The organism is Faecalibacterium taiwanense, assembly GCF_036632915.2.
GTDB classification, from domain to species: Bacteria; Bacillota; Clostridia; order Oscillospirales; family Ruminococcaceae; genus Faecalibacterium; species Faecalibacterium taiwanense.
In genome coordinates, this window is sequence record NZ_CP155552.1 from 490,459 (window position 1) to 514,543 (window position 24,085).

Sequence of the window (24,085 nt, forward strand, 5' to 3'; positions counted from 1 at the left end):
AGATTCTTTACTGGTTGTCGGCCACCATCATCTTGCTGGCCTTGTAGATGTCGCCGCAGCCGAGGGTGATGACCAGATCGCCCTCCCGGGCGTTCTGCTTGACCCAATCGGCGGCCTCCTCCAGACTGTTCACCAGAACAGAGCCGGGAATCTGAGCGGCCAGTTTTGCACTGGTAATGGTGGGATCGTTGGGCTCACGGCTGCCCATGATCGGGGTCAGAACGGTGATATCGGGGATCTTGAGCACATCCACAAAGTCGTTGAACAGCATCTTGGTGCGGCTGTATGTAAACGGCTGGTGGACGGCGATCAGACGCTTGTAGCCCATCTCCTTGGCAGTGTTCAGGGTAGCGCGCAGCTCGGTGGGATGATGTGCATAATCGTCCACGACCAAAGCGCCGTTACACTCGCCGTAAACCTCAAAGCGGCGGCCAGCGCCCTTGAAATTCAGGGCTGCATCGGCGCACTGCTCCACGGTCAGACCGACGAAGCGGCAGACGGCACACATGGCAAGCGCATTGTAAATGTTGTGGTAGCCGGGCACGGCCAGCCGGATATGGCCGGTGACCTTGTTCCACTCCTTCAGGTCGAACTCAAAGAAGCCGGGCTTGTATTCATTCACGTTCAATGCCTGATAATCGCCGTCGTTCTGGATGCCAAAGGTGCGCACGCGGCGGTCCAGCGTGTACATGACATCCATGGTGTTCTTGTCGTCGGCGTTGGCAAAGATCATGAACTTGGTCATCAGGGCAAAGCGCTTGAAGGCGAACTTCAGCTCGCCCATGCTGCCGTAGTAATCCAGATGGTCATTGTCGATGTTCAGCACAACGGACAGGTACGGGGTCAGTTTCAGGAAGGTCTCGGCAAATTCACAGGACTCAATTACGATATCGTCGCCCTTGCCGGCCTTGCCGTAGCCATTGATCAGCGGAAGCTTGCCGCCGATGACGGCAGACGGGTCGCGGCCTGCCAACTCCAGCGCAGTGGTAATCATGGAAGTGGTGGTGGTTTTGCCATGGGTGCCGGAGACGCAGATGCTCTGCTTGTACAGGCGGCTCACATAACCCAGCAGAACGCTGCGCTCGATGGTGGGGATGCCGTAGGAGGCAGCGGCATTCAGTTCCACGTTATCTTTGGAAATGGCGGCAGAGTAGACCACCATGTCGGTGCCGATCACATTATCGGCGCTGTGACCCAGGCTGACCTTGACACCCATCTCACGCTCGTAGCGGATGATGCTGCCATCCAGCACATCGCTGCCGGAGATCTCGTAGCCTTTTGCGGCAAGGATCTGGATGAGCGGATACATGCCGCTGCCGCCGCAGCCGATGAAGTGGATCTTTTTTACATTGTCCAGCAGGTGCTGGTTGTAATCGGTGTACATGAACATATAAGGCAACCTCCAAATAAATAACGGCCGCAGAGCAGACCGATTCAATCCATTCTATTAGGATACATCTTATTATATAATTTTTGGCGGACAAAATAAACAGGTAAACCCGAATTTTCGGAAAGAACCATAAATCCAATTCGGAATTTGTGATAAGTGTACAAGAAAACCGAAACCGGGAACTTCTTCATAAAAGATTTACATTTGCCTTTACAAAATACTTAACAACTTTGAATCATCTGTGGTAAAATAGAAAAGGACAATTTTTTAAGGGATCGTCGGTGCGACCGACAGAGGATGCAGAACGGTTTTATAAAAGGAGAAATAATGTGAGAATCAAGATCACAGCGGACAGCACCTGCGACCTGTCCGAAGAGCTTTTGGCACAGTGGGACATTGCCCTGATGCCCATGCACATTCTGATGGGTGAGGATAGCTATCTGGACGGCGTAACGATCCACCCGGCAGATGTGTTTGCCTATGTGAATGCGGGCGGCAAAATGCCCAAATCCGCCGCCGCAAATCTGGTGGAATATACCGAATTTTTTGAGCCGTTTGCCAAAGAGTGCGATGCGGTGATCCATATTTCGGTCAGCAGCAAGCTTTCGTCCTGCTTCCAGAATGCGAAGCTGGCGGCAGGCGAATTCGAGAATGTCTATGTGGTGGACAGCCAGAATATCTGTACCGGGCAGGGCTATCTGGTGCTGAAAGCGGCCAAGTGGGCTGCAGATGGCCTGCCTCCCCGCAACATTACGATGCGGCTGCAGAGCCTTGCCAAACGGGTAGAGCTGAGCTTTGTACTGGACAGGCTGGACTTTATGGCCAAGAGCGGCCGCTGCTCCGGTGTGCTGGCCTTCGGGGCAAACTTGCTGGGCATCAAGCCCGCACTGGAAGTGATCGACGGCGAGCTGAAGGTAGTCAAAAAATACCGCGGCAGCCTGCCCATCTGCGTGGGCAAGTACATCACCGACCGTCTGGTGGAACGCGACGACATCGAGGATAGCCTTGTGTTCATCTCCTCCTGCCAGCCGAAGCCCGGCTGCATGGATGCAGTGAAGGCGGGGCTGAAGAAATACGGCAGTTTCAAGGAATGCCACGAGACAGACATCGGCACCACCATCGGCGGCTATTCCGGCCCGGGTACCATTGGCATCGTGTTTGCACGGAAGGAAAAATAAAAAAGTGGCTGTTGCACATGCGACAGCCACTTTTTCTCACTGGGAGCGGCGTTTTAAAATTTCATCCAGAATGGCATCGGCCACATCGGCCTTGCTCATCAGCGGCAGCTCACGGGTGCCGTCCGGGGTAATGAGGGTGACTACATTGGTGTCCACACCAAAACCGGCACCGGCCACTTTCAGGTTGTTGGCAACCACCATGTCCAGATTCTTTTTGGTCAGCTTTGCGGAGGAGTTTTCCACAAGATCGCGGGTCTCCATGGAAAAACCGCACAGGAACTGGTGGGTCTTTTTGGGGCCGATGGTGCCCAGAATATCCGGCGTGCGTTCCAGAGGGATGGACATGTCGCCGTCCTTTTTTTTGATCTTGTCGTTTGCCACGGCAGCGGGGCGGTAGTCAGCCACGGCAGCGGCCATAATGAGCACATCCGTAGCATCAAAGCGGCTGGTGACGGCTTCGTACATCTGCTGAGCAGTGGTCACGGGCACATCGGTGGTAAACTTGACCGGCTGCAGGGCGGTCTCGCCGTGGATAAGGGTGACATCCGCGCCGCGCATGGCGGCGGCACGGGCAAGGGCATAGCCCATCTTGCCGGTGGAATGGTTGGTGAGGTAGCGCACCGGGTCCAGCGGCTCCTGTGTGGGGCCGGCGGTGACGGCAATGCGCAGACCGGCAAGATCTTTGGGCCGGGCAATGGCATGCAGGATATACTCGATCAGTACATCTTCCTTAGGCAGACGGCCGCTGCCAACATCCTTGCAGGCCAGCACGCCGCTCTCGGAGGGGATCACCGTGAAGCCGTAGCGTTCCAGCGTGGCGATATTATCCTGCGTGATGGGGTTTTCCAGCATTCCGGTATTCATGGCCGGAGAAACGAGCTTGGGACACTTTGCAGCCAGCACTGTGGTGGTGAGCATATCATCGGCGATGCCGTGGGCCATCTTGGCGATGACGTTGGCAGTGGCCGGGGCGACAAGGATCACATCGGCTTTTTTTGCCAGCGAGATGTGGGTGACTTCAAACTTGAAATCCCGGTCAAAGGTATCCACCATGCACTTGTGGCCGGTAAGCGTTTCAAATGTAACAGGGGTGATGAACTGGGTCGCATTTTTGGTCATGATGACCTCCACATCGGCTCCCAGCTTGCGCAGTGCGCTGGCCACGTTGGCCATTTTATAGGCGGCAATGCCGCCGCTTACGCCCAGAAGGACGCATTTTCCGTTCAGATCCATTGGTAAAACCTCCTGCAAAAACGTACTGTTTCCACATTTCTTACCTTAGTATAATGCAAAAGTTCCGCCAGCACAACAAAATCTTTGTACAGGCTTGCAACTGGGGACAAAATGCGGTAAAATACAGCTTGACAAAGAATAGACAGACTGCGGTGATGGGCAGGCCATCGGGGAGTTTTCTCCGCCGTCCTGCCGGATACTGCCGCGTTATAAAGGGAAAACAGAATTATGATCTTAGCCATTGATATAGGCAACACCACCGTCGCCCTTGGGGGCATTCGGGACGGACGTGTATGCTTTGTGGCGCGCATGGACACGGTGCGCACCCGCACGGCTGCAGAATATCGTGTCGAAATGGATAAAATTTTTGCGCACCGCCGCCATCCTGAGCGCCCCATGCGCTTTGAGGGCGCTGTGCTCACCAGCGTGGTGCCCCAGATCACCGGGGCACTGGCTGAGTGCGCCCGCCATTATACGGGCAGGAAGCCGGTCATCGTTTCGCCGGAGATCCGAACCGGACTGACCATGGGCGTGGATGAACCCCACGCCGTGGGCAAGGATCGCCTTGTGGATGCGGCTTATGCGGCGGCAAATTTTCCGCTGCCGGTGGTCACGGTGGATCTTGGCACTGCCACGACCTTTAATGTGGTGGACGAGAACCGCGTGTTCCGGGGCGGTGTCATCTGCCCGGGGCTTTCCACCGGGCTGCGGGCACTGGGTGACCGCTGTGCCCAGCTGCCGCAGGTGCATCTTGGCTCGCCCAAAAGCGCCATTGGCACCAACACCGAAAAATGCATGCTGTCCGGCTCCGTGATGGGCACGGCTGTGCTCATTGACGGCATGGTGCAGCGCATTGAGGAAGAGCTTGGCCGTCCGGTCACTCTGGTGGTAACAGGAGGGCTGGCAAAGTATGTGACACCGCTGTGCCGCCACCCGCTGACCTACGACCCGGAGCTGCTGATGAAGGGACTTGCCCTTTTGTACCAGCTCAATGCGTCCCAGCCGCAGCACCACAGTGCGGGCGGCGGCAGGCACTATGGCCGGCAGAACCAGCACGGCCATGCAAAACAGCGCACCTACCCCAAAAGCGCACCCGCCGCGAGCCGGAAGCGCTGGTAGGCTGACCAACGACAGGATGGGGAGAAAAATCAGATGAAATTAGGCATTCTTGGCACGGGCAAGATCGTGCGGGAATTTTTGCCATGGCTTGCAGAGCACACGCCTTTTACGGTGCAGGCCATCTGCAGCACCGAGCGCAGCGCCGAGCTGGCTCAGAGCCTTTGCGGCCAGTACGGCGTGCCGCAGCACACCACCAATTTTCTGGAACTGCTGCAGTGGGTGGATGTGGTGTACATTGCAGTGCCGAACCTGCAGCATGTGCGCTACGCCCGCGTGGCGCTGGAAGCAGGCAAACATGTTATTGTGGAAAAGCCGCTGGCACCCACGGCGGCCCAGACTGAAGAACTGGTAAATCTGGCACGGCACAAAAAGGTGTTCCTGTTTGAAGCCATCACCACCCAGTACCTTGAAAACTACGCAAAGATCCGGGAGCTGCTGCCCCGCATTGGCACCGTGAAGCTGGTACAGTGCAATTTCAGCCAGTATTCCAGCCGGTACGATGCCTTCTGTGCAGGCGATGTACAGCCTGCCTTTGACCCGGCCTGTGCCGGCGGTGCCCTGATGGATCTTGGCGTATATAATGTAAGCTACATCGTGGGCCTGTTCGGGGAGCCGAATCAGGCCAAATATACCGCCAACATGGAGCGCGGCATCGACACCAGCGGCATCCTGACCATGGATTACAGCGGCTTCAAGGCCGTGAGCATCGCCGCCAAGGACTGCGCGGCCCCGGCCCGGTACATCATTCAGGGCACGAAGGGCTATATCATGCAGAAGTCCACCGCCAACTGCTGCGGCGGCATCACCTTCCACCCTAACGAGGGCAAGGAAGAGCACTATAACCTGAATGGCGGCAGGCCCCGGCAGGCGGCAGAGTTTGAAGCCTTTGCCCGTGCGCTGGAGAGCGGAGATCAGGAGCTGTGCGGCCGGATGCAGGATACCACCATCGCGGTGAGCCGTGTGCTCACGGTGGCCCGCCGCAATGCGGGCATCCGCTTCCCGTGCGACCGCTGAAAAAGCCTTTCCCATTGGAACACGCCCTGACAAAAACGCGCTCCAAATTGTTTGAATATTTACTTTAAAACCCGCATAGAGCGGGCAGGTTTGCGCCGTATCCGACGTATAGGGCGGAACGGCAGCAGGAGGAAAACTGAATATGAAAAATACGAAAACTCTTACCCGTGTGGCGCTGCTGGTTGCCATTGAGCTGGTCATGAAAATGGTGGGTCTGGGCAGTGTGCCTGTGGGCCCGCTGTACATGAGCTTCCTGACCCTTCCCATTGCAGTGGGTGCCATCACCATGGGCCCCGCTGTGGGCGCACTGCTGGGCGGTGTGTTCGGCGCAGTGAGCTTCTACGATGCCATCACCGGTGCTTCCGCTATGACGGGTGCGCTGTTTCAGGTAAGCCCTGTGAACACCTTTATCCTGTGCGTGGGTATGCGCGTGCTGATGGGCCTGTGCTGCGGCCTGATCTTCAGCGGCCTGAAGCGCTTTGATAAGCCCGGCACTTGGAGCTACATCGTCAGCGCCATGAGCGCCCCGTTCCTGAACACGGTGTTCTTCATGGGCTGGATCGTGCTGGCCTTCTACGGCTGTGACTACGTGCAGAACCTGGTGTCCGTCAAGGGTGCTGCGAACCCCTTCATGTTCGTGGTGCTGCTGGTCGGCGTGCAGGGCGTGGCCGAGTTCCTTGTCTCCGGCATTCTGGGCGGCATCGTAGCCCGTGCCGTGGCAAAGTTCGTAAAATAAAAGATGTGCCGGATGTCAGGGCGGCGCATTCTATAATCGTGATAAAAAACTCCTCCGGCGAAAGCTGGAGGAGTTTTTTCACAACAAATATTTCTCCTGCATAGGATGGCCCACGAGCAGGCAAAGGGGGATGCGGCATGGAAGCGAAAAAGCTGTTTGCGGTGGTGGGCACCGATGCCCGGCAGGCGGCGGCAGGCCGGGTGCTGGAACGGGCAGGTTATGCGGTGGGCGGAGCCGAGCAGGTTGCACTGGCAGATTATATCCTGCTGCCTCTGCCGCTGGATGCGGCCCGCACCCCGCTGGCAGAGCTGCTGCGGGCCGCAAAGCCCGGTGCGGTGGCACTGGGCGGCAGGCTCTCAGTTCAGGCAAAGACCATCGCACAGAAAGCTGGCGTGGAGCTGGTGGATTACTTTGCCCGACCGGAGCTGACGGTGTACAATGCCATCCCTACGGCGGAGGGCTGCATTGGCATCCTGCTGGCCGAGCGCACCCGTACCCTGTGGGGCACAAACCTTTTGCTGCTGGGCTTTGGCCCGGTGGGGCAGGCGCTGGGGGCGCGGCTGGCGGCACTGGGGGCAAATGTGACTGTCTGTGCCCGGCGCGCCGAACAGCGTGCGCTGGCCGAGAGCCTTGGTCTGCGGGGTGCAGAGCTTGCCCGGCTGGCCGCGCTGGCTCCGGCCTTTGATACGGTGGTGAACACCATCCCGGCCCCGGTGCTGACCGAGCCGGTGCTGGCGGCTCTGCGGCCCGGCAGCCTGATCGTAGATCTGGCATCAAAGCCCGGCGGCACCGACTTCGCTGCGGCGCAGCGGCTGGGCTGCAAGGCCATCCATGCGCTCAGCCTGCCCGCCGCCTGTGCGCCGGACACGGCCGGGGAAGCGGTGGCGCGCACCGTGCTGACCATTTTGCGGGAGCGGGAGGAACACACATGAGAACGCAGAAAAAAGGACGCATTGCATTTGCGGTGTGCGGCAGCTTCTGCACACTGGAAGCGGCGCTTGCGGCAGCGCAGCAGCTGACAGAACAGGGCTGGGAGCTGCTGCCCATCATGAGCTTTGCCGCAAAGCAGGATACCCGCTTTGGCACCGGGCAGTTCTGGCAGGAACGGCTGGAAGCCCTTACCGGCCATGCAGTGTTGGACACGTTGCAGGCCGTGGAGCCGCTTGGCCCTAAAAAGCTGGCCAGTGCACTGGTGATCGCGCCCTGCACCGGGGCCACGCTGGCAAGGCTGGCGGCGGGGCTTTCCGATACGCCGGTAACGCTGGCGGCAAAAAGCCTTTGCGGGTGGGATGCCCGGTGGTGGTGGGCGTTTCCACAAACGACGGGCTGGGAGCGTCGGGGGAGAACATCGCTCGACTTTTCCAACGCAAGCATTACTATTTTGTGCCCTACGGGCAGGATGACCCCACCCACAAGCCCAACAGCCTGAAGGCGGACTTTGCCCGTCTGCCCGCTGCACTGGACGCTGCGCTGGCCGGGCGGCAGCTGCAGCCCGTTCTGCTGCAAAACAACGTCTGAATGGCTTTTCAGCCGGGGTAAAGTGTGGTATACTATTATCTGATGCTTTGCCGGTGCAGTACGACGGGCAGAAAAACGCTCAATGGAGAAAAACCAGATGAAAAAACTGACAGCGGCGCTGTGCGTTGTGCTGCTTATGATCTGCGTGTTCGTGCCGGGGGCAGCGGCGGCTGGCCCTGCCCTTGGTGCCACCCGCGCTTACTGCATCATCGATGCAGACACCGGCCTTGTGCTGGCACAGCAGAATATGAACGAAGAGCTGCACCCGGCATCCATCACCAAGGTGATGACGCTGGGCCTTGCCTGCGAAAAGGCGCAGGGAAACTGGGATGATATAAAGCTCACCGTGACCCACGAGGATGTTTACTCGCTGGCGGGCACCGATTCCAGTCACATTGCCCTGCGCGAGGGCGAAGAAGTGCCCCTGACGGATGCACTGTATGCCACCATGATGGCCAGTGCCAACGACGGCGCGAACCTGCTGGCCGAATATGTGGGAGAGGGCACCATCGCGGACGGCGTGGCAAAGATGAATGCACGGGTAGAAGAGCTGGGCCTTGCGCACACCCACTTTGCAAACCCCCACGGCATCAGCGACGAGGACCACTACACCAGCTGCTACGATATGGCGCAGATCCTGCGCTGGGCACTGGAGCAGCCGGGCTTTGAGCAGGTGTTCACCCGCAATGAGATGTACACCATGCAGCCCACCAATATCCAGCCCGTGACCCGCTATTTTTCCCAGCAGGACAAGATGCGCATTGGCTCCAGCCGGTACTACATCTCGTCCATTCTGGGTTCCAAGCTCGGTTATACCAACACGGCCCGCTACAGCTACGCCTGTCTGGCGGAGCAGAACGGCGTGCGGCTCATCTGCGTGACCATGCAGAGCGAGCTGAGCACTGATAAATACAACGATATGCGCACCCTGCTGGATTATGCGTTCAGCACCTTTACCGGCTACACCGACCTGCCCGCGCAGGGCATCACAGCACCGCTGAGCGTGGTGGGCGGCGGCGGGAGCCTTGGCACCGTGACCGTCTCCGACCCCGGCGTGCGGCTGCTGCTGGCCAACGGCCTGACTGCCGACGATGTGGAGGTGACGCTGGAACTGCCGGAAAGCTATGTCCTTGGCTCCGACCCGGAGGTGTACGCTGTGTACACCGTCCACGGCGGCGAAAAGCAGGAGAGCACCAGCGTGCGTGTGGATGCGGAAATTTCCGGCCTGCCTGAACTGCTGGAGAACAGCACCGGTCAGGAGCTGGAAGCGGCCAAGGCGGTAAAGCCCCAAAGCCATGCATTCTGGCTGCTGGGCATCTCGCTGGGGTCCACCGCAGCGGCAGCGCTGGTGACTTTTCTGGTGGTGCGGTTCATCACTTGGCGGAAGAAACGCCGCAGAACGCGCACGGAACAGGGACAGACCCGCCGCAGCAAATAAGCGCAAAAGCCTGTGTCGAACAGACTTTTCCAGATAAAACAAACATGCTTCACAAAAGAGAGGTACAAAATATGGGCAAGTTTACGTTTACTCAGACCGAGATCCCCGGTGTTGTGGTCATTGAGCCGCAGGTGTTCGGCGACGACCGCGGCTATTTTATGGAGACCTATCAGAAGGATCAGTTTGCCGAAGCCGGCATCGATAAGGAATTCGTGCAGGACAACCAGAGCCGCTCCACCCGCGGCGTGCTGCGCGGCCTGCACTTCCAGAAGAACCACACGCAGGGCAAGCTGGTGCGCGTGACCAAGGGCGAGGTGTTTGACGTGGCCGTGGACTGCCGCCCCCACAGCGCCACCTTCGGCAAGTGGGTGGGCGTGACCCTTTCCGAGGAAAACAAGAAGATGTTCTACATCCCGGAGGGCTTTGCACACGGTTTTCTGGTGCTGAGCGATGTGGCAGAGTTCTGCTACAAGTGCACCGATGTGTATGACCCCACCAGCGAGGGCGGCATCCCCTACGATGACCCCACCGTGAACGTGCAGTGGCCGGACTGCGGCTGCGAGCACAAGACCAGCGCAAAGGACAAGCTGCACGAGCCCTTTGCTGCACAGAAGTTTGAATATTTTGAAAAGTGGTGATCGCCTGTGGCAAAATTCAAAGCAATGTGGAACGGCTTCTGGTGCTACCGCTATCTGCTGTGGAACCTCGTCAGCCGTGACTTCAAGCTCAAATACCGCCGCAGCGTGCTGGGCGTGGTGTGGAGCGTTCTGAACCCGCTGCTCATGTGCCTTGTGTACTGGGCCGTGTTCAGCAGTCTGATGGACATGCGCGGCAGCGGCATCGACAACTTTGCCGTGTTCCTGATGTGCGGCCAGCTGCTGTTCAACTTCTTCAACGAGGCCACCTCCACCGGCATGAGCAGTGTGCTGGGCGCTGCGCCCCTGCTCAAAAAGGTGTATATCCCCAAGTATATCTTCCCGCTGGAAAAGTGCTGCTTTGCCATGGTGAACTGCGTGTTCAGCTTTGTGGCGCTGCTGCTGGTCATGATCTTTACCGGTGCACCCTTCCACCTGACCCTCATCGAGGCGGTCTACCCGCTGGTGACGCTGTTCTTCTTCAGTCTGGGCGTGGGCCTGCTTCTGGCAGCGGCTACCGTGTTCTTCCGGGATATCATGCACATCTGGAGCGTGTTCATCACCGCATTGCTGTATTTTTCCGCCATCTTCTACGATCCCACCCAGATGACCTTTTCCATCGGCGGGTTCAACATGCAGCAGATCATCAAGCTGAATCCCATGTACTGGTACATCACAGGCTTCCGCCGTACCGTGATGTGGGGCATCCCGCTGGATTTCAACATGTTCGCGGTGTGCGGCTGCTGCGCCGTGCTCTCCATGCTGGTGGGCGTGTGGGTGTTCCGCAAAACGCAGGACCGCTTTGTGCTGCATATTTAAGGAGGAAGAACAATGGAACCGATCATCAAAGTGGACAATGTTTCCATGTGCTTCAACCTCTCCAAGGAAAAGCATGAGAGCCTGAAGGAATACTTCCTTGCCATGGTGCAGGGCCGCCTGCAGTACGATGAATTTTACGCCCTCAAGGACGTGAGTCTGGACATCATGCCCGGCGATTTCTATGGCCTTGTGGGCCTGAACGGCTCGGGCAAGTCCACCCTGCTCAAGACCATTGCGGGCGTGTACAAGCCCAGCAAGGGCAAGGTGACGGTCCGCGGCTCCATCGCCCCGCTCATCGAGCTGGGCGCGGGCTTTGATATGGACCTGACTGCCCGCGAGAACATCTATCTGAACGGCACGGTGCTGGGCTTCTCGCCCAAGTATCTGGACGAAAAGTTTGATGAGATCGTGGAGTTCAGCGAGCTGCAGAACTTTCTGGATGTGCCGCTCAAGAACTACTCCTCCGGCATGGTGGCCCGCATCGGCTTTGCCATTGCCACCATCACCAAGCCCGATATCCTCATTGCGGACGAGGTGCTTTCGGTGGGCGATTTCCTGTTCCAGCAGAAGTGCGAAAAGCGGATGCAGGAGCTGATGGCGGGCGGCACCACGGTCATTCTGGTGTCTCACTCCATTGAGCAGATCGAGCGCATGTGCAGCAAGGTGGCATGGCTGAGCCACGGCCACCTGAAAATGAACGGCGATACGGCAACGGTCTGCGCGGCCTACAAGGCAACGCAGCGCGGCGAGGCCTGATATGAATGTACGACTGAAACGTGCCAGAGAACTGGCAGGCTATGCGGTGCAGCTGACGAGGGACGAGGGCCTGCCCACCATGCTCAAACAGGGCGCGGGCTTTGTCAAGCGCCGCTGCTTTGGCAAGCGTGCCCGCTATCTGCCCGCCAAAAAGGTGCTGGAAGCCCAGCGGGCCGAAATGGCCGGCAAAACGGCGGCAGACTGCGGCCTGCCCACCATCAGCATCCTGACTCCGCTGTATAATACACCGGAAAAATACCTGCGGGAATTTCTGGATTCCTTTGTGAACCAGACGGCCCCCAACGGTCAGCTCTGCCTTGCGGATGCTTCCGATGCAGAACATGCCGATGTGAAGCGCATCGTGGAGGAATATCAGACAAAGAATCAACGCATCGTATACCAAAAGATCGAAAACAAAGGCATTGCGGCCAACACCAATGCTGCGGCAGAGCTTGCCACAGGGGAATATCTGGCCCTTGCCGACCACGATGATATCCTTGCGCCCCACGCCATGTACACCATGGGCAAAGCCATTCTGCAGCTGCGGGCGCAGGGCGAGCCGGACGGCTTCCTCTACAGCGATGAAGCACTCTTTTCCAAGAGCATCCGGCGGCCCATGGTGGCCCACTTCAAGCCGGATTACGCCCCGGACTACCTGCTGTGCTGCAACTACATCTGCCACTTGGCGGTGTTCCAAAAGGCGCTGTGGGATGAGATCGGCGGGGAGCGGCCGGAGTGCGACGGCAGTCAGGACCACGACCTGTTCCTGCGCCTTGTGGAAAAGACCGGCGGCGCGGCCCATGTGCCGCAGGTGCTGTACTACTGGCGGGTGCACGCAGGCTCCACCTCCGGCGGCACCGATGCCAAGCCCTATGTGGCGGCAGCAGCCAAAAAGGCGCTGGCCGACCATCTGGCCCGCACCGGACGCACCGGCACCGTAGAGGATGGCCTGTTCCCCAGTACCTACCGGGTGAAGTGGGACATTGTGGGCGACCCGAAGGTAAGCATCCTCATCCCGAACAAGGACCACACCGACGATCTGGAAAAGTGCCTGCACAGCATCTGGACCAAAACCAGCTGGGAGAACTTTGAGGTTATCGTCATCGAGAACAACTCCACCGACCCGGCCACCTTTACCTATTATAAGGAAGCCCGGCAGCGCTACGACGGCCTGCAGGTGGTCAGCTACCCGCAGAAGGGCTTCAACTTTTCCGGCATCAACAACTTTGGCCGGCAGTACGCCAGCGGGGATTACCTGCTGCTGCTGAACAACGACGTGGAGGTGCGCAATGCGGATTGGCTCACGGAGCTTTTGCGGCAGTGTGCTCACCCCGGCGGCGCGGCCATCTGCGGCGCAGAGCTGTTTTACCCGGACGAGACGTTGCAGCATGCAGGCGTTGTGACCGGCCTTGGCGGCTACGCGGGCCACAGCCACAAATACCGCAAGGCGGGCGGCAGCGGCTACATGTTCCGCGCTGCAACGGTGCAGGACTTTTCCGCCGTCACCGGTGCCTGCCTGCTGGTAAAGACCAGCGTGTGGGACGAAGTGGGCGGTCTGGACGAGGCCTTTGCGGTGGCCTTCAACGATGTGGATTTCTGCCTGCGGGTGCGGGATGCAGGCTGCCGCATTGCGTGGACACCCTATGCTCAGCTGACCCATTACGAGAGCAAGAGCCGCGGCGGCGACGAAAAAGACCCAGTGAAGGCCCGGCGCTTTGCCGCCGAGCAGCAGCGGCTGTATGCCGTGCACGGCAAGGCGAACATCCTGCACGACCCCTACTACAACCCCAACCTGACCATGGACCGGGAGGATTTTTCCGAAAGCAATGATCTGCGCGGGCTGAAAGAGGGACGTATCACGGTGCAGTGGAGGAAATAACAGCATGAACATCAAGGGCCATTTTGAGACCATCACCCGGCACAAGCTGCTGGTGATGAAATACTGCTTTGCCTGCGGGCTCTATAAGCAGGGCCTTGCCCACGACCTGAGCAAGTACAGCCCTACCGAGTTCATTCCGGGCTGCATCTATTATCAGGGTGACCACAGCCCCAACGAAGCGGAGCGCGCGGCGCGGGGCTATTCCTCCGCGTGGCTGCACCACAAGGGCCGCAACAAGCACCATCTGGAATACTGGATCGACTACAGCACCCGGAAGGTGGGCCTTGCCGGCATGAAGATGCCACTGCGCTATGTGTGCGAAATGGTGTGCGACCGCGTGGCCGCCAGCCAGATCTATCTGGGCGACAAGTACACCGATGCTTCCCCGTGGGAATACTACGAGCGCAGCAAGACCCACTACCTGCTCCACCCGGAGACCCGTGCCCTGCTGGAAGAGCTGCTGAAAATGGTGCGCGACCTCGGGCATGACCGCACCTTTGAGCACATGAAATACCTGCTGGGCTGCGAAAAAGATTACTAAAAGGAATATTTTGCTTAAAAACACCGCTGAGGGAGACACGGCGGTGTTTTTTGTATGCCATAAAACAACACATCCCCCAGCCCGTGCGGCGCTGCCGTTCAGGCTGGGGGATGCTTTTTGTGCAAGACGGGTGTTACTGCTCGTTTTCGTAGATCTGGATATAGCGGGGCGCGTTTTTATCCTGAACAAGCAGCAGGGCGGCGGTCAGGGCGACGGCCAGCGTGGTGAGCAATGCGAGCAGCACTTTGAGAACTTTCATGGTTTGAAGCCTCCTTGGAAAAGTCTTGCGCGGAGCGGGGGACGTTCCGCAAGTGAATGTTAATAATAGTATACCATATTTCGTCTGCAAAGGCAAACACCGGATACAGGAAGAAAAATACGGTGGTTAGTTGTATATAACCACGAAAAAATGAAAAGAAAGTTCAGGAAAACACATCATTTTTGTGCCATTGTCGTTGACTTCCCACGCCAAAATGATACAATAAACATGTTAAGCAGCTGCTGTCCCTGTACCAGTGCGCCTGCATGGGCGTGGGGGCGGCAATTCAAGCAGAATGGGGGATTTGAATTCCATGTTGAACAAGCTGAAACGTGCGGCGCTTGGCGCGCATACGCCGCATGACAAGGCAACTGCTGCAAGCAAACCGATCCCGATGCCTCTGCCCGCGCAGGTACGCATCCTCATGAGCCAGCATATCGGCGCTCCCGCCAAAGCTCTGGTCAAAAAGGGCGACGAGGTGTTCGTTGGCACAAAGATCGGCGAGGCTGGCGGCTTCGTCTCTGCAAACATCCACTCCAGTGTCTCCGGCACGGTTGCCGCAGTGGAGCCCTTCCGTCTGTCCAATGGCCGCATGTGCGACTCTGTCGTCATCAAGACCGATGGCAAACAGACCGTGGACCCGGCTGTCAAGGCACCGGAAGTGACCGATAAGGCCAGCTTCCTCAAGGCTGTGCGTGAGTGCGGCCTGGTCGGTCTGGGCGGCGCAGGCTTCCCGACCGACGTAAAGCTGCAGCCCAAGCAGCAGGTGGATACCCTGCTGATCAACGCTTCCGAGTGTGAAGTGTGGCTGACCAGCGATACGCAGGAGATGCTGAACTGCAGCGATGATATCATCCGCGGCATCAAGGCCGTGCTGCAGTACACCGGCATCCCGAAGTGCGTCATCGGCATTGAGAACAACAAGCCCGAGTGCATCGACCTGCTGTGCAAAAAGACCAATGGCGACAGCACCATCGAGGTCAAGCCCCTGCCCAGTGTCTACGGCACCGGCGCAGAGCTGATCCTCATTGAAAAGTGTCTGGGCCGCGAAGTGCCCCACGGCGGTCTGCCCGCAGATGCCGGCGCGATCGTCATGAACGTGACCAGCGTTTCCACCCTTGGCAAGTATCTGGCTACCGGTATGCCGGTGGTCGAGCGCACCATCACCGTGGACGGCGACGCCTGCGCAAAGCCCCAGAACATCGTTGTCCCCGTGGGCACTGCCTATCAGGACATCATTGATTTTGCGGGCGTCAAGGGCGAGCTGGGCAAAGTGGTTGCCGGCGGTGCCATGATGGGCCCCGCTGTGGAGAACCTGAGCTACCCCACCACCAAGACCACCTCCGGCCTGATCTTCCTGAGCAAGGCCGCTGCAGAGCCTGCACCGGTGAATCCCTGCATCCGCTGCGGCCGCTGCGTGGAGTACTGCCCCATGGGTCTGGAGCCTGTGGAGGTCAATCAGGCATACGCTGCACGCGATGTGCAGGAGCTGGGCAAGCTGCATGCAGACTACTGCTTCAACTGCGGCAGCTGCTCGTTCGTCTGCCCGGCAAAGCGCCCTGTTACCCAGATGATGAGTCTGGCAAAGGCGTTCTACCTTGGTGAAATCAAAAAAGGAGGCAATAAGTAATGGATACGAAGCTTATTGTTTCGGCTTCCCCGCATGTGCGCAGCGAAGAGACCACCCAGAGCCTGATGGCCAACGTGATCGTCGCCCTGTGCCCCTGCGTGGTGGCCTCTGCCATCATTTTTGGTATGCGTGCACTGCTGGTAACAGCCGTGTCCGTGGTGGCCTGTGTGGCTTTTGAGTGGCTGTACTGCAAGCTGCTCAAGAAGCCCAACCCCATCAGCGACCTGTCCGCCGTCGTCACCGGCATCATTCTGGCCATGAACGTGCCCGTGGGCATGCCCATCGGCCAGCTCATCATCGGTGATCTGGTGGCCATCGTCATCGTCAAGCAGCTGTTCGGCGGCATCGGCATGAACTTTGCCAACCCCGCTCTGGTGGGCCGTATCGTGCTGTTCATCAGCTTTGCCGGTTCCATGAACAAGTGGGTGTTCCCGGATGCAGCGGTGGACCAGCTGTCCAGCGCTACCCCGCTGGCTGTGGCCGATAAGTCCAAGCTGAGCCTGCTGGATCTGTTCATGGGCATCCATGGCGGTGTGCTGGGCGAGACCTGCGCACTGGCCATCGTGCTGGGCCTGATTTATCTGGTGGCCACCAAGACCATCAGCATCGCCATCCCGGCTTCTTATGTCGGCAGCATGTTCGTGTTCTACCTCATTGCTACCCACAGTGTGCACGAGGCTCTGGTTGCCGTGCTGAGCGGCGGCCTGCTGTTCGGTGCCGTGTTCATGGCTACCGACTACGTTACCAGCCCCTTCACCCTGAAGGGCAAGCTGGTGTACGGCGTGGCACTGGGTATCGTCACCTTTGCCATCCGTTATTGGGGCAGCTACACCGAGGGCGTGTCCTTCGCACTGCTGTTCATGAACCTGTGGGTTCCCTACATCAACGATCTGACCCGTCAGACCCCGTATGGCTACATCAAGCCTGCAAAGAAAGCAAAGGAGGGTGCTGGCAAATGAGTAAGTCTTCCAACTGGGAGAGCACCATCAAGCCCATCGTTGTGCTGAGCGTTATCTCCCTGATCGCCAGCCTGCTGCTGGCACTGGTGAACGGCATGACCGCCCCGGTCATTGCCGAGAACACCAAGCGCACCACTCTGGCCGCTTATGTCGGCGTGCTGCCCTCCGTTTCGGATGCCAGCGAGCTGGAAGAAGTGACCGATTACACCACCGCCGGCATCACCGGCGTGGTCAAGGCTCCGGACGGCAGCACTGCCATCAAGGCCGAGGAAAAGGGCTTTGACGGCGGCATCCTGACCGTCATCATGGGCTTTGATGCCAATGGCGCCGAGACCGGCATGTGGGTAGACGCTTCCACCCAGACCAAGGGCATCGGCTCCAACGTGAGCAGTGACGACTTCCTGGCGCAGTTCGACGGCATGGATGGCACCCAGAACATTGTGATGAATCAGGATTACGATGCCTACAGCGGCGCAACCATTTCGTCCACCGCTCTGTTTGCTGCCATCAATGACTGTGTCAACTGCTACAACGAGCTGGCGTAAAGGAGGTTGGTAAGAAATGGCACAAGAAAATAAGTCCAAGGTAAGCATCCTTACCAACGGCATTATCAAAGAAAACCCCGTTCTGCGTCTGGTTCTGGGTACCTGCTCCATTCTGGCAGTTACCACTGCAGTTTCCAGCGCTCTGGGCATGGGTGCCGCCTTCACCTTCGTGCTGGTGTGCTCCAATATCATGATCTCCCTGCTGCGCAAGGTGATCCCCGGCAAGGTGCATCTGCCCTGCTACATCGTCATTATCGCAAGCTTCGTGACCATCGTTCAGATGTTCATGCAGGCTTACATGGAAAGCCTGTACAACGCTCTGGGTGTGTTCCTGCCCCTGATCGTTGTCAACTGTATCATTCTGGGCCGTGCCGAGATGTTCGCCTGCAAGAACAGCATCGTGGACTCCGCACTGGACGGCGTGGGCATGGGCGTTGGCTACACCCTCACCGCTACCCTGATGGCATCCATCCGTGAGATCCTGGGCAGCGGCACATGGCTGGGCTTCCAGGTGATCCCGGAAAGCGTTGCCAAGGTCTCCATCATGACGCAGGCTCCCGGCGCATTCTTCTGCTTTGGCCTGTTGATGGCCGGCTGTGTGTGGCTGGAAGGCAAGCTGGATGCCCGCATCGAGCGCAAGAGCTGCTGCGACCTTGATAACCTGAAGAAGGAGGCAGAATAAGATGTTAGTAAAACTCGCTGCGATCTTCTTCAGCATGATCCTGGTCAACAACTACGTGCTGGTGAAGTTCTACGGTATCTGCCCGTTCCTGGGCGTTTCCAAAAAGCTGGATTCTGCGGTTGGTATGTCCGGCGCCGTCATCTTCGTCATGTTCATGGCAACGGCCGTTACCTTCCCCATCCAGATCTTCATTCTGGACCCGGCTGGTCTGAGCTACCTGCAGACCATCGTGTTCATTCTGGTCATTGCTGTTCTGGTGCAGTTCATCGAGATCTTCCTCAAGAAGTACGTGGTTGCACTGTATAACTCTCTGGGCGTTTATCTGCCCCTGATCACCACCAACTGCTGTGTTCTGGCTGTCACCATTCTGGTCGTGGGCGACTACGGCGCAGATGTGGCTGCTATGGGCTTCGGCGTTGCTTACATTGAGGCTCTGGTGTGTGCCATCGGCGCAGGCTGCGGCTTCATGCTGGCCATGGTCATGTTCAGCGGCGTGCGCAAGCGCGTGGAAGCCTGCGATCCCCCGGCACCCTTCAAGGGCCTGCCCATCACCCTGATCGCAGCAGCAATCACCAGCCTGTCCTTCATGGGCTTCGGCGGCATCGTCGAAAACCTGTTCAATGTCACGCTGTAAGGGAGGAACAGGATTATGAATATTGTATCTGCTGTTATCCTGTGTACCATCGTGGGCGCAGTCGGCGCGATCGTTCTGGTCGCAGCGTCCAAGTTCATGGCGGTGGAGGAAGACCCCCGCATTGAAGAAGTTACCAACTGCCTTGCCGGTGCAAACTGCGGCGGCTGCGGCTACGCAGGCTGTGCGGACTACGCAAAGGCTGTGGTCATGGACGGCGTGCCCTGCGACAAGTGCGCACCCGGCGGCCCCAAGGCTGCCGCTGCCATTGCCAAGATCATGGGCGGCACGGCCAGCGCTGTGGAAAAGAAGGCGGTTGTCCAGTGCCAGGGCAATTCCGAGCACTGCAAGCCTGCTTATGATTACAAGGGCATCCAGACCTGTGCAGCCGCTGCTGCACTGTACGGCGGCCCCAAGACCTGCTCCTTTGCCTGCGTTGGTCTGGGCGACTGCACCAAGGTGTGTAAGTTCGATGCCATCCACATTGTGGACGGTGTTGCCAAGGTGGACAAGGACAAGTGCACCGGCTGCGGTGCCTGCGCAAACATCTGCCCCAAGCAGGTCATTATGATCGACGTGGGCGGCCCGCGCAAGCCGGTGGTCATGTGCTCCAACAAGGACAAGGGTCCTGTGGCCATGAAGGCCTGCACCACCTCCTGCATTGCCTGCGGTATGTGCGAGCGCACCTGTAAGTTCGACGCTATCCACGTGGTGGACGGCGTGGCCCGCATCGACTATGACAAGTGCAAGGGCTGCGGCATGTGTGCCCAGAAGTGCCCCAAGCACATCATCCTCTTCCCGCTGAAGGATGACCCCAATCCCCCGAAGCCCGTGGTGAAGCCCGCCGCTCCCGCTGCTGCCCCCGCAGCAAAGCCGGAAGCCAAGGCTGAGGCAAAGCCCGAGACCAAGGCAGAGTAAACTGTAAACCAAAGCCCGCCGTGCAGCGATGCCCGGCGGGCTTTTTGCATAGAAAATGATTGGGAATGCCCTCCGCGTTGCTCTGGGCATAATTCAAGGAAATATTCTTCTGATTTCGGTAGAACGGAACGCCTGCGGGCGTTCCGTTCTACCATTTTCACAAGAAAGGTCGCAGAGATGAGATGCATTTTCCCGTCACAGCTCCTCTCGTGAAAAAGCGTTTGGATCGCTCCGCAGAGCTTGTCGGGGCAACGCCCCTCCATCTGCTTACGCAGACCGCTCTGCCGCTTAAAAGCCCCACTGGGGCTTTCATTGCTGCGCAAATGCGGTCGCTCCAAACGCGAAATTAAAAATGAATTTTCCGCTGAAGATGCCCAGAGCGCAAGCGGAGGGCATTTTAAATCGTCCGAATCCGGCGGGCTTTTTGCAACTTTTTGTAAGAAAATCCGGTTGCAATGATGCGGAATTATGGTTAAATAGAAGGAGGATATTTTCACAGAAAGAGGACGATTATGGAACAACAGTCTGCACGCCTGCGGAATACAGGCTTTCTTACCTTCTTCTTCAGTGGCATCTGTGCCATCAGTGCGGGCGTGGTGGTCAGCCTGTTGCAGGAGCGCTACGGCTTTGCCTACGGCATGACCGGCACTCTGCTCTCACTTATGAGTGTGGGTAATCTGCTGGCAGGCCTGCTCATTGGTATGCTGCCCAGTGTACTGGGCATGAAGCCCAGTGTGCTGCTGCTCACCATCGGCTATGCGGTGGGCTACGGCATCATGGGCCTGACGGGTGCCGTGGCGGTGCTGGCGCTGGCGTTTTTTCTGGTGGGCATTGCCAAGGGCAGCGTCATGAACACCTGCACCATTCTGGTCAGCGATCACTCTGCCGACCGCACCCGGGGTATGAACCTGATGCACAGCTGCTACGCCTGCGGTGCGCTGCTGTGCCCCTTCCTCATTGCGGCGGCGGCAAGGGTGAGTACCGCACTGGCAGTATTCCTGCTGGCAGTGCTGGGCCTGATGCTCTGGCTGGTGTATGGATTTACTCCGCTGGGCGGCGGCAAGGCCAAGAATGCCAAGGGAAAGCAGGCCATTGACTGGAGCTTTCTGCGTTCGGCACGGTTCTGGATGCTGACCGGCCTTTTGTTCTTCCAGAACGCTGCAGAGCAGAGCGTCAACGGCTGGATGGTCACTTACTTCAAGGGCAGCGGCATCATTGCGGGTACACTGGCGGCTTACACCGTCACGGTCATGTGGGGTGCCACATTGGTGGCACGCCTGCTCATTGCGTTCGTGTTCCCGTTCAAGAGCCCGCGCAAGGCCATGGTGGGCATGAGCGTGCTGTGTACGATCTTTTATGTGCTGCTGGTCATGGCCCACACGCAGGTCATGGCTATCGTGCTGCTGTTTGCGTTTGCGTTCTCCATGGCGGGCCTGAACCCCACCGCTGTGGCCAGCGCGGGCCGCATGACCAGCGTGACCAGCATGGGCATCATGCTGCCGGTGGCATCCAGCGGTGCCATCCTCATGCCGTGGATCATTGGCATCGTAGCCGAAAAGGCTGGCCTTGCCGCTGGTATGGCTTCCAACATCGTGCCCTGCGTGGGGCTGATTATTTTCACCCTGCTGGTAGCTAGATTGCCGGAGGAATAAACCCTCTCAGGGGAGCTGGCATTGCACAGCAATGACTGAGAGGGTTATTTCTCAATGCCTCTTGCCTTCGCGCTGAACTCGCACCCGCAGTAATCCTGCCGGTACAGGCCGTATTCCTCCGAAAGCTGCAGGCTGCGCAGATAGCCGTTGTGCTTTTTGAAGTCCGAAGGCAGATGCTTTACGCCGAACTCGGCTTCCAGCTCCTGCCCGATGGCATTGATGCGCTTGGCATCTTTATGCGGGCTGATGGACAGTGTGGTGGTGAACCAGTCGAAGCCGTTCTCACTGGCGTATTGCGCCGCCCGGCGCATCCGCAGCCGGTAGCAGACCGTGCACCGACTGCCCCGCTCCGGCTCGTTTTCAAGGCCGGTGACAGCAGAGTAGAACTCCTGCGGGTCGTAGTGGTCCTCCACCACGGTCACGCCCAGAGGATGGGCTGCTGCCACGAACTTCTTCAGTTCCTCGCCGCGGCGGTAGTATTCCTCTGCAGGCCATGTGTTGGGGTTATAGTAAAGCACTGTGATCTCAAAATACTGGCACAGCTGTTCCAGCACTGCGCTGGAGCAGGGGCCGCAGCAGGCGTGGAGCAAAAGGCGCGGCCGGGTGCCGTCCAGCGTTTTGAGCACGGCATCCATCTGCTGTGCAAAATTCAATTGAGTTGCCATTTTTATCATCCTTTGCTATACTGATTGAGAAAATTCCTTAAAAAGCTCGCCCTTTCGGGGGAGCTGGCATTGCACAGCAATGACTGAGAGGGTTTGCTTTCTTATTATAACATATTCCGCTTGAAAATACAGGAGGCACCATGACACAGGAAAAGATCGCCCGCATCAACGAGCTGGCAAAAAAGAGCAAGACCACCGGCTTGACCGAGGCCGAAAAGGCAGAGCAGCAGGCCCTGCGCCGCGAATACATCGACGACATGAAGGCCAGCCTGCGCGCGCAGCTGGCCAACACCTCCATTCAGGAGCCGGACGGCACCATCCACAAGGTGACCCGCCGTGCCGACCTTGAGAACCCCCGCAGCTGAACGCACAATTTTGCGCACACTTTTTTGGAGGAAAACGCAGCCAAAAGCTGTGTTTTCCTCTTTTTTTGCACGGCGATCTGTGCTATACTATACTTGCATTGGTATGTGTTTTGTGTATGCCTGCTGATGTGTTTTCCCAAGGTGGCGTATCCCGGGCAAGGTGCACGGAAAAGGCTGTCTTTTGAAAAAATGATAAAGAGGTCATTTATTATGCTTACTGCAATTACGGGTATCAACTGGGGCGATGAAGGCAAGGGCCGCATGGTCGACCTCATCAGCCAGGAGTATGACATCGTTGCACGTTATCAGGGCGGCAACAACGCCGGTCACACGGTCAAGAACGAGCGCGGCAAGTTCGTGCTGAATCTGCTGCCCTCCGGCATCCTGCGTCCGAACGTGGTCTGCGTTATGGGCAACGGCATGGTCATCGACCCGCATCATCTGGACGGCGAGATCAACAAGCTGCGGGAGCAGGGCGTTGAGATCAGCCCGGCAAACCTGAAGATCTCCGACCGTGCAACCATCACCATGCCCTACCATGTGGAGCAGGACGGTCTGGAAGAAGCACGTCTGTCCAAGACCGGCGCACAGTTCGGCTCCACCAAGCGCGGCATTGCCTACGCTTACGGCGACAAGTACATGAAGAAGACCCTGCGCATGGGCGACCTGCTGCATCTGGACGACGCTGTGAAGAAGCGCCTGGTCACCATGGTGGATTCCAAGAATCTGGTCATGGAGGGCAGCTACAACGCAGCTCCCATCAGCGTGGATGAGATGTGGGCATGGCTCGAAAAGTATGCCGCCATCTTCAAGGATTACATCTGCGATGTGGGCCAGTATCTGGCCGATGCAGACGCTGCAGGCAAGAAGGTCCTGTTCGAGGCTCAGCTGGGCGCTCTGCGCGACATCGATTTCGGCATTTACCCCTATACCACCTCTTCCAACGTCATCGGTGCTTACGCTCCCATCGGCGCAGGTATCCCGGGCCACAAGCTGCACAACTCCATCGGCGTGATGAAGGCTTACTCCTCCTGCGTGGGTGACGGCCCCTTCGCTGCCGAGCTGGCTATGACCGAAGAGGAAAAGCACGACCTGCGTGAGGCTGGCCACGAGTACGGTGCAGCCACCGGCCGTCCCCGCCGCGTTGGCCCCATCGATCTGGTGGCAAGCCGCTACGGCGTGTTCTGCCAGGGCTGCGATGAAGTTGCTCTGACCCTGCTGGACGTGCTGGACTACATGGAAAAGATCCCCATGGTCACTGCCTACAAGCTGACCGATGGCAGCACCACCACCCGCTTCCCCATGGGCGAAGCTCTGGACACCGCACAGCCCGTGGTGGAGTACCTGCCCGGCTGGCACTGTGATATCACCGCAGCCCGCAAGTGGGAAGACCTGCCCAAGGAAGCACGCGATTACGTGGAATATCTGGAAAAGGCTGTCGGCTGCAAGATCACCTACATCTCTGTGGGTGCCGAGCGTGAGGCTTATATCCACCACGTATGATCCCCTGCAAAGCTCCTGAA

At 58.3% G+C, this 24,085-nt stretch carries 24 protein-coding genes and 1 pseudogene; 21 read left to right on the top strand and 4 right to left on the bottom strand.

The window, feature by feature from the left end:
* Window positions 1–7: 7 nt before the first annotated feature.
* Window positions 8–1,390: a UDP-N-acetylmuramate--L-alanine ligase gene (gene murC, locus PXT33_RS02310; protein WP_332375873.1), complete on the bottom strand. Its 1,383-nt coding sequence runs from the start codon at window positions 1,388–1,390 to the stop codon at window positions 8–10.
* Window positions 1,391–1,719: 329 nt separating this feature from the next.
* On the opposite strand from murC, the gene PXT33_RS02315 reads away from it, so the two are divergent.
* Complete coding sequence (locus PXT33_RS02315) at window positions 1,720–2,568, top strand: DegV family protein (protein ID WP_120080509.1); 849 nt, start codon at window positions 1,720–1,722, stop codon at window positions 2,566–2,568.
* A gap of 36 nt (window positions 2,569–2,604) precedes the next feature.
* Here PXT33_RS02315 and coaBC read toward each other — a convergent pair whose 3' ends face one another.
* Window positions 2,605–3,801, bottom strand: a complete 1,197-nt coding sequence (gene coaBC, locus PXT33_RS02320; RefSeq protein ID WP_097774290.1) for a bifunctional phosphopantothenoylcysteine decarboxylase/phosphopantothenate--cysteine ligase CoaBC — start codon at window positions 3,799–3,801, stop codon at window positions 2,605–2,607.
* A gap of 228 nt (window positions 3,802–4,029) precedes the next feature.
* Here coaBC and PXT33_RS02325 point away from each other — a divergent pair, with 228 nt between their 5' ends.
* From PXT33_RS02325 to PXT33_RS02375, 11 genes and pseudogenes are all read left to right on the top strand, one after another.
* Window positions 4,030–4,920, top strand: a complete 891-nt coding sequence (locus PXT33_RS02325; RefSeq protein WP_347070442.1) for a type III pantothenate kinase — start codon at window positions 4,030–4,032, stop codon at window positions 4,918–4,920.
* 33 nt (window positions 4,921–4,953) lie between these two features.
* The gene (locus PXT33_RS02330; protein ID WP_332375874.1) at window positions 4,954–5,934 is read left to right on the top strand and encodes a Gfo/Idh/MocA family oxidoreductase; all 981 of its coding nucleotides are present in this window, start codon (window positions 4,954–4,956) and stop codon (window positions 5,932–5,934) included.
* Window positions 5,935–6,076: 142 nt separating this feature from the next.
* Window positions 6,077–6,670, top strand: a complete 594-nt coding sequence (locus PXT33_RS02335; protein ID WP_242959221.1) for an ECF transporter S component — start codon at window positions 6,077–6,079, stop codon at window positions 6,668–6,670.
* Window positions 6,671–6,807: 137 nt separating this feature from the next.
* Window positions 6,808–7,602: an NAD(P)-dependent oxidoreductase gene (locus tag PXT33_RS02340; protein ID WP_005943859.1), complete on the top strand. Its 795-nt coding sequence runs from the start codon at window positions 6,808–6,810 to the stop codon at window positions 7,600–7,602.
* Window positions 7,599–8,188: pseudogene (locus PXT33_RS02345) on the top strand (dipicolinate synthase subunit B). Before PXT33_RS02340 ends, PXT33_RS02345 begins: the two are co-directional and overlap by 4 nt.
* A 97-nt stretch (window positions 8,189–8,285) precedes the next feature.
* Entirely contained in the window at window positions 8,286–9,626 is a 1,341-nt protein-coding gene (locus tag PXT33_RS02350) for a D-alanyl-D-alanine carboxypeptidase family protein (protein ID WP_044953989.1), read from the top strand.
* A 71-nt stretch (window positions 9,627–9,697) separates the two neighbouring features.
* Window positions 9,698–10,264 carry a dTDP-4-dehydrorhamnose 3,5-epimerase gene (rfbC, locus tag PXT33_RS02355; RefSeq protein ID WP_044953950.1) on the top strand — a complete coding sequence of 189 codons (567 nt, stop codon included), beginning with the start codon at window positions 9,698–9,700 and terminating at the stop codon, window positions 10,262–10,264.
* 6 nt (window positions 10,265–10,270) lie between these two features.
* The gene (locus PXT33_RS02360) at window positions 10,271–11,080 is read left to right on the top strand and encodes an ABC transporter permease (RefSeq protein WP_223388262.1); all 810 of its coding nucleotides are present in this window, start codon (window positions 10,271–10,273) and stop codon (window positions 11,078–11,080) included.
* 12 nt (window positions 11,081–11,092) lie between these two features.
* Complete coding sequence (locus PXT33_RS02365; protein ID WP_005943870.1) at window positions 11,093–11,836, top strand: ABC transporter ATP-binding protein; 744 nt, start codon at window positions 11,093–11,095, stop codon at window positions 11,834–11,836.
* Between the two features lies 1 nt (window position 11,837).
* Window positions 11,838–13,715, top strand: a complete 1,878-nt coding sequence (locus PXT33_RS02370) for a glycosyltransferase family 2 protein (RefSeq protein ID WP_347070443.1) — start codon at window positions 11,838–11,840, stop codon at window positions 13,713–13,715.
* Window positions 13,716–13,719: 4 nt separating this feature from the next.
* Complete coding sequence (locus PXT33_RS02375; protein ID WP_332375876.1) at window positions 13,720–14,256, top strand: DUF5662 family protein; 537 nt, start codon at window positions 13,720–13,722, stop codon at window positions 14,254–14,256.
* 133 nt (window positions 14,257–14,389) lie between these two features.
* Here PXT33_RS02375 and PXT33_RS02380 read toward each other — a convergent pair whose 3' ends face one another.
* Window positions 14,390–14,515, bottom strand: a complete 126-nt coding sequence (locus PXT33_RS02380) for a hypothetical protein (protein ID WP_256466439.1) — start codon at window positions 14,513–14,515, stop codon at window positions 14,390–14,392.
* A 313-nt stretch (window positions 14,516–14,828) separates the two neighbouring features.
* On the opposite strand from PXT33_RS02380, the gene rsxC reads away from it, so the two are divergent.
* The 7 genes from rsxC (at window position 14,829) to PXT33_RS02415 (ending at window position 21,532) form a co-directional block, all read left to right on the top strand.
* Window positions 14,829–16,145: an electron transport complex subunit RsxC gene (gene rsxC / locus PXT33_RS02385; RefSeq protein ID WP_242959231.1), complete on the top strand. Its 1,317-nt coding sequence runs from the start codon at window positions 14,829–14,831 to the stop codon at window positions 16,143–16,145.
* Window positions 16,145–17,104 carry an RnfABCDGE type electron transport complex subunit D gene (locus PXT33_RS02390; RefSeq protein ID WP_097774296.1) on the top strand — a complete coding sequence of 320 codons (960 nt, stop codon included), beginning with the start codon at window positions 16,145–16,147 and terminating at the stop codon, window positions 17,102–17,104. The genes rsxC and PXT33_RS02390 overlap by 1 nt, the downstream gene beginning before the upstream one ends.
* The gene (locus PXT33_RS02395) at window positions 17,101–17,649 is read left to right on the top strand and encodes an FMN-binding protein (protein ID WP_005943884.1); all 549 of its coding nucleotides are present in this window, start codon (window positions 17,101–17,103) and stop codon (window positions 17,647–17,649) included. The genes PXT33_RS02390 and PXT33_RS02395 overlap by 4 nt, the downstream gene beginning before the upstream one ends.
* Window positions 17,650–17,665: 16 nt before the next feature.
* On the top strand, window positions 17,666–18,331 hold the full coding sequence (rsxE, locus tag PXT33_RS02400; RefSeq protein ID WP_005943886.1) for an electron transport complex subunit RsxE: 666 nt from the start codon (window positions 17,666–17,668) through the stop codon (window positions 18,329–18,331).
* A 1-nt stretch (window position 18,332) separates the two neighbouring features.
* A complete protein-coding gene (locus PXT33_RS02405; RefSeq protein ID WP_005943888.1) occupies window positions 18,333–18,965 on the top strand; it encodes an electron transport complex protein RnfA in 633 nt (210 codons plus the stop codon).
* A gap of 15 nt (window positions 18,966–18,980) precedes the next feature.
* The gene (locus PXT33_RS02410) at window positions 18,981–19,880 is read left to right on the top strand and encodes an RnfABCDGE type electron transport complex subunit B (RefSeq protein ID WP_005943891.1); all 900 of its coding nucleotides are present in this window, start codon (window positions 18,981–18,983) and stop codon (window positions 19,878–19,880) included.
* A gap of 512 nt (window positions 19,881–20,392) precedes the next feature.
* A complete protein-coding gene (locus PXT33_RS02415; RefSeq protein WP_097781320.1) occupies window positions 20,393–21,532 on the top strand; it encodes a sugar MFS transporter in 1,140 nt (379 codons plus the stop codon).
* 44 nt (window positions 21,533–21,576) lie between these two features.
* Here PXT33_RS02415 and PXT33_RS02420 read toward each other — a convergent pair whose 3' ends face one another.
* Window positions 21,577–22,206: an epoxyqueuosine reductase QueH gene (locus PXT33_RS02420; RefSeq protein WP_097781321.1), complete on the bottom strand. Its 630-nt coding sequence runs from the start codon at window positions 22,204–22,206 to the stop codon at window positions 21,577–21,579.
* Between the two features lie 131 nt (window positions 22,207–22,337).
* On the opposite strand from PXT33_RS02420, the gene PXT33_RS02425 reads away from it, so the two are divergent.
* Window positions 22,338–22,562, top strand: coding sequence for a DUF896 domain-containing protein (locus tag PXT33_RS02425; protein WP_005943900.1), 225 nt, complete (start codon window positions 22,338–22,340; stop codon window positions 22,560–22,562).
* A 210-nt stretch (window positions 22,563–22,772) separates the two neighbouring features.
* On the top strand, window positions 22,773–24,065 hold the full coding sequence (locus PXT33_RS02430; protein ID WP_097781322.1) for an adenylosuccinate synthase: 1,293 nt from the start codon (window positions 22,773–22,775) through the stop codon (window positions 24,063–24,065).
* The last annotated feature ends 20 nt before the right edge of the window (window positions 24,066–24,085 follow it).

What these genes read in the sequence shown, in the direction of transcription:
- murC (WP_332375873.1), bottom strand. Translation starts at nt 1,390, where the DNA reads ATGTTCATGTACACCGATTACAACCAGCACCTGCTGGACAATGTAAAA.
- coaBC (WP_097774290.1), bottom strand. Translation starts at nt 3,801, where the DNA reads ATGGATCTGAACGGAAAATGCGTCCTTCTGGGCGTAAGCGGCGGCATT.
- PXT33_RS02325 (WP_347070442.1), top strand. Translation starts at nt 4,030, where the DNA reads ATGATCTTAGCCATTGATATAGGCAACACCACCGTCGCCCTTGGGGGC.
- PXT33_RS02330 (WP_332375874.1), top strand. Translation starts at nt 4,954, where the DNA reads ATGAAATTAGGCATTCTTGGCACGGGCAAGATCGTGCGGGAATTTTTG.
- PXT33_RS02335 (WP_242959221.1), top strand. Translation starts at nt 6,077, where the DNA reads ATGAAAAATACGAAAACTCTTACCCGTGTGGCGCTGCTGGTTGCCATT.
- PXT33_RS02340 (WP_005943859.1), top strand. Translation starts at nt 6,808, where the DNA reads ATGGAAGCGAAAAAGCTGTTTGCGGTGGTGGGCACCGATGCCCGGCAG.
- PXT33_RS02350 (WP_044953989.1), top strand. Translation starts at nt 8,286, where the DNA reads ATGAAAAAACTGACAGCGGCGCTGTGCGTTGTGCTGCTTATGATCTGC.
- rfbC (WP_044953950.1), top strand. Translation starts at nt 9,698, where the DNA reads ATGGGCAAGTTTACGTTTACTCAGACCGAGATCCCCGGTGTTGTGGTC.
- PXT33_RS02365 (WP_005943870.1), top strand. Translation starts at nt 11,093, where the DNA reads ATGGAACCGATCATCAAAGTGGACAATGTTTCCATGTGCTTCAACCTC.
- PXT33_RS02370 (WP_347070443.1), top strand. Translation starts at nt 11,838, where the DNA reads ATGAATGTACGACTGAAACGTGCCAGAGAACTGGCAGGCTATGCGGTG.
- PXT33_RS02375 (WP_332375876.1), top strand. Translation starts at nt 13,720, where the DNA reads ATGAACATCAAGGGCCATTTTGAGACCATCACCCGGCACAAGCTGCTG.
- PXT33_RS02380 (WP_256466439.1), bottom strand. Translation starts at nt 14,515, where the DNA reads ATGAAAGTTCTCAAAGTGCTGCTCGCATTGCTCACCACGCTGGCCGTC.
- rsxC (WP_242959231.1), top strand. Translation starts at nt 14,829, where the DNA reads ATGTTGAACAAGCTGAAACGTGCGGCGCTTGGCGCGCATACGCCGCAT.
- PXT33_RS02390 (WP_097774296.1), top strand. Translation starts at nt 16,145, where the DNA reads ATGGATACGAAGCTTATTGTTTCGGCTTCCCCGCATGTGCGCAGCGAA.
- PXT33_RS02395 (WP_005943884.1), top strand. Translation starts at nt 17,101, where the DNA reads ATGAGTAAGTCTTCCAACTGGGAGAGCACCATCAAGCCCATCGTTGTG.
- rsxE (WP_005943886.1), top strand. Translation starts at nt 17,666, where the DNA reads ATGGCACAAGAAAATAAGTCCAAGGTAAGCATCCTTACCAACGGCATT.
- PXT33_RS02405 (WP_005943888.1), top strand. Translation starts at nt 18,333, where the DNA reads ATGTTAGTAAAACTCGCTGCGATCTTCTTCAGCATGATCCTGGTCAAC.
- PXT33_RS02410 (WP_005943891.1), top strand. Translation starts at nt 18,981, where the DNA reads ATGAATATTGTATCTGCTGTTATCCTGTGTACCATCGTGGGCGCAGTC.
- PXT33_RS02415 (WP_097781320.1), top strand. Translation starts at nt 20,393, where the DNA reads ATGGAACAACAGTCTGCACGCCTGCGGAATACAGGCTTTCTTACCTTC.
- PXT33_RS02420 (WP_097781321.1), bottom strand. Translation starts at nt 22,206, where the DNA reads ATGATAAAAATGGCAACTCAATTGAATTTTGCACAGCAGATGGATGCC.
- PXT33_RS02425 (WP_005943900.1), top strand. Translation starts at nt 22,338, where the DNA reads ATGACACAGGAAAAGATCGCCCGCATCAACGAGCTGGCAAAAAAGAGC.
- PXT33_RS02430 (WP_097781322.1), top strand. Translation starts at nt 22,773, where the DNA reads ATGCTTACTGCAATTACGGGTATCAACTGGGGCGATGAAGGCAAGGGC.